3 protein-coding genes are annotated in these 3,905 nt (G+C 74.5%); 1 reads left to right on the plus strand and 2 read right to left on the minus strand.

What is annotated here, in order from left to right:
* Nucleotides 1-735: 735 nt before the first annotated feature.
* Nucleotides 736-2,034, plus strand: coding sequence for a DUF445 domain-containing protein (locus ACWGIU_RS32105; protein ID WP_453711629.1), 1,299 nt, complete (start codon nt 736-738; stop codon nt 2,032-2,034).
* Here the strand turns inward: ACWGIU_RS32105 and ACWGIU_RS32110 are convergent.
* On the minus strand, nt 2,004-3,017 hold the full coding sequence (locus ACWGIU_RS32110) for a hypothetical protein (protein WP_453711627.1): 1,014 nt from the start codon (nt 3,015-3,017) through the stop codon (nt 2,004-2,006). The genes ACWGIU_RS32105 and ACWGIU_RS32110 overlap by 31 nt on opposite strands.
* A gap of 34 nt (nt 3,018-3,051) precedes the next feature.
* Nucleotides 3,052-3,588: a GNAT family N-acetyltransferase gene (locus ACWGIU_RS32115; RefSeq protein WP_453711628.1), complete on the minus strand. Its 537-nt coding sequence runs from the start codon at nt 3,586-3,588 to the stop codon at nt 3,052-3,054.
* Nucleotides 3,589-3,905: the final 317 nt, after the last annotated feature.

Below are 3,905 nucleotides of genomic sequence, written 5' to 3' on the forward strand. Positions count from 1 at the left end.
GCCGGTGGTGTTGGGGGTCTGCCTCGGCGTGGGGTCTGCCTCAGGGGCGAGGTCTGCCTCGGCGTCCTGCGGTTCGGGTCGGGCCGGTGTGCGGGGGCTCTGCCTCGGCGTGGGGCTCCCTCAGCGTCTCGCGGTTCGGGTCGGGCCGGTGGTGTTGGGGGTCTGCCTCGGCGTGGGGTCTGCCTCAGGGGCGAGGTCTGCCTCGGCGTCCTGCGGTTCGGGTCGGGCCGGTGTGCGGGCGTTCTGCCCCCGACCCCGCGCCGCAATCGCCGGCGGGGGTGGGCGGTGTGGGGCGGCGCCCCGCCGGAGCGTCTCCTCGGCTCGCGCCGGGCGGCCGTGGTTCCGCCGTTCGGCCGGGGTTGCCCGCTCGTCCTGCGGGGACACTCCGCCGTGTCCCCACCCCAGGGCAGCGCTTCGGCGGTGCCCCGGAGACATCCACCGGCCGGATCGCCCCCGGAATCGGCCCGCGGACCAGCCCCCGCGGTGCACGGAATCCGCGTGAGCGGGAAGGCGTGGTCCGGGGCCGGGTCCCGGCGGATCCGGCCGCCCAGTGGCGTCGGCGGGGCCCGGAGCCGACCCGGACCGCTACCCGCCGCGGGAGCGGACTGGCGTGGCGGGAACTCCTCGCCACTCCCAGGAGTCGGATGCTATGCAGACAAAACCGGCGCCCCCGGGGGAAGGCAGGAGCACGTGAAGAACCGCAGCACCACAGGAGGTACCGGAGGCACCGGAACCGTGCCGCCACCGCCACCGCCACCCACCCGGGGCGCGTTCGTGTTCAGCGCCGCCGACGAGGAGCGCCGCCGCGGGGTCCGCCGGATGAAGGCCACCGCGACCGGCCTGCTGCTCCTGGTCGCGCTGGTCTACGTACTCGCCAAGTACGCCCAGCACGCCTGGGGCGCCGGCGGCTGGGCCGCGTACGTCGCGGCAGCGGCCGAGGCCGGCATGGTCGGCGCGCTCGCGGACTGGTTCGCCGTGACCGCCCTCTTCCGGCGCCCCCTCGGCCTGCCCATCCCGCACACCGCGATCATCCCGACCAAGAAGGACCAGCTCGGTGTCTCCCTGGGGGAGTTCGTCGGGGAGAACTTCCTCTCCTCCGACGTGGTCCGGGCCCGGCTCCACGCCCTCGGCATCGGCAGCCGCCTAGGCTCCTGGCTCGCCGACCCCGATCACGCCGACCGGGTCACCGCCGAGCTCGCCACCGCCCTGCGCGGCGCGCTCACCGTGCTGCGCGACTCCGACGTACAGGCCGTCGTCGGCGAGGCCATCACCCGGCGCGCCGAGGCCGCCGAGATCGCGCCGGGCATGGGCAAGACCCTGGAGCGGATCGTCGAGGACGGCGGCCACCGCCGCGCCGTCGACCTCATCTGCGCGAAGGCCCACGACTGGCTCGTCACGCACGGGGCCTCGATCACGGACGCGGTCCAGGGCGGCGCCCCGGGCTGGACCCCGCGGTTCGTGGACCGCAAGGTGGGCGAGCGCGTCTACAAGGAGCTGCTCCGCTTCGTCACGGAGATGCGGGACATGCCCCAGCACCCGGCGCGCGGGGCGGTGGACCGTTTCCTGACGGACTTCGCGGCCGACCTGCAGTCGGACACCGAGACCCGCGCCAAGGTGGAACGGCTCAAGTCCGAGATCCTGGCGCGCGACGAGGTCCAGGACATCATCGCCTCCGCGTGGTCGGCGATCCGGTCGATGATCATCTCGACGGCGGAGGACGAGCAGAGCGAGCTGCGCCTGCGGGTCCGCGCCTCGCTGATCTCCTTCGGTGGACGCCTGGCCACCGACGGCCGTCTGCAGGCGAAGCTGGAGGGCTGGATCGAGGGCGCGGTCGTCTACGTCGTCACCACCTACCGGACCGAGATCACCTCGCTGATCACGGACACGGTGGCGGGCTGGGACGCCGAGCACACCACCCGCAAGATCGAGGCCCACATCGGCCGTGACCTTCAGTTCATCCGTATCAACGGCACGGTGGTCGGCGCCCTGGCGGGCCTGGCGATCTATACGGTGTCCCGCGCCTTCGGCGCGTAGGAGCCCGCGAGCGGCAGTTCCGGCTGGGCGTGCCCGCGGGCGGTGACGTCCGGGGGGAGCGGACGGGCGGCGCCCAGTGCGAGCAGGGCGCGCAGCGCGCCGATCACGTCGGCCGGTCTGTCGCGGAGGATCCCCGGCGTCGTACTGGCGACCAGCACGCCCCGGGACTCCAGGCGCAGCCGCCGGTGCACGGTGGCCTGCCACGCGTCACGCGTGTAGTGGTACTCGGCGGAGTCGATCTCCAGCGCCACGCCCTCCTCGGGCCAGTACGCGTCCGGGCTGGCCAGGAAGGCCCCGTCCGGGCCGTGCAGGCGGGCGTTCCAGAGCGGGGCCGGGAGGTCGGTCGCCGCCAGGGTCTCGCGGGCGCGGCCCTCGGCGATCGAGCGGACCCCGGCGACCAGCTCCGCGGCCGCGACCCGTACGGCGGGGCGGCTGCCGACGCGGCCCGCGCGCAGTTCGGCGTGCAGGTCGTGCGGGTGGCACCAACCGCCCTGGACGACGTTGGCCAGTACGGAGCGGACCAGATCGGCATCGTCCGTACGGGCCGCGAAGTCGGCGGCGGCCCGGATCGGGCGGGCGCTCGGGACACCGGAGATGTGCATGGTGGCCGGCCAGCGCGAGGTCGGGCAGGGCCGGACCCGGCCCGCGGGGGCCGGCGAGCGCGGGGCGCGGACGAGGACGTCCAGCGGCTCGGGCGGGGCGTCGCGGATGCCCAGGAGCGCGAGCGCGGCGCCGCCGGTGAGCGCGGCGGTGGACCCGGAGAGCGGATCGGCCGCGGGGTGGGCGGCGTACAGGACGGCGGACAGGGCCTGCTGCCGGGTGTCGGGCGGGCCGGTCTGCAGGAGGTACACCCGTGGCAGGATCCGCTGCCAGGGTCCTCCGCGGCGGCTTCGGCCGCTGATGGTGCCGGACGGGATCCCGGCCTGCGTGAGCTGACGGTAGGTGGCCATGTTCAGCTGCCGCTGCGCGCTACGAGTGATCATGCCCGGGGTATGCCCGGCGGGGTGCGGGCGATACTCAGGCCGCGGGGTGGTTCGGGGCGAGGAAGACGACGACGCCGTTCTGCGTGCCGGGCAGCGGCGCGACCTCGTGCCAGCCGAGGCGGCGGTAGGTGGCGACGGTGTCGGTGGCCACCCGGGCGGTCAGCAGCCAGGCGCGGTCGTCGGGGGCGTCGGCGGTGATCTCGGCGAGCAGGGCGCGCCCGGTGCCGTTCCCGCGCGCGTACGGGCGTACCGCGAGCTCGTCGATCTCCAGGGCGCCGATGAGGAGGTCGCGGACGCGCTGCCGGCCGAGCTGCGCGGAGACCTGCCCGTAGCCGCGGTCGCGGGGGAAGGCCTTGGGGGTCAGCCAGGCGGTGGCGAAGCCGTCGATGCCGGTCGGCGTCTGCGCGAAGGCGGTACGGAAACCGGCGCGGCGGCTGTCGGCCTGGAGCCGGAGGGAGAACTGGCGAATGGTTTCTTCGTCCTCGTTCCACGGTGGCGCGGAGAACACCTCGCTGTAGGCGTCGGCCAGTTCGTCCGACAGGTCCAGCACGGCCGGTCCATAACAGATCACGTTTGCAGCTCCTTGGGCCGGCTTGGGCGGCTTCGGTCGTATCGCCCGTGTAGGAGAGCGAATCTACGCCGGAGAGGTTCCACGGAGGGCACCTGCGCGGATCCGGAGGGTGTGCGACAAATCCGACTTCCGTACGTGGCCCGGCCCGCCCGTATCGCCGCCCGCCGCCCCGGCGTTGAACCGGTGTGCCCGGTTCTCTCCTGCGCAAAGCCCTGGTCGGCCTCGCCGCGTGCGCGGTGGCGTTCTTCATCACCCTCGGCGTCATCGCCGTACTGCCCCGCGCCGTCCAGGACACCGTCCCGCCGGGAGTCCTCGGC

It is taken from the genome of Streptomyces sp. NPDC054840, assembly GCF_053611065.1.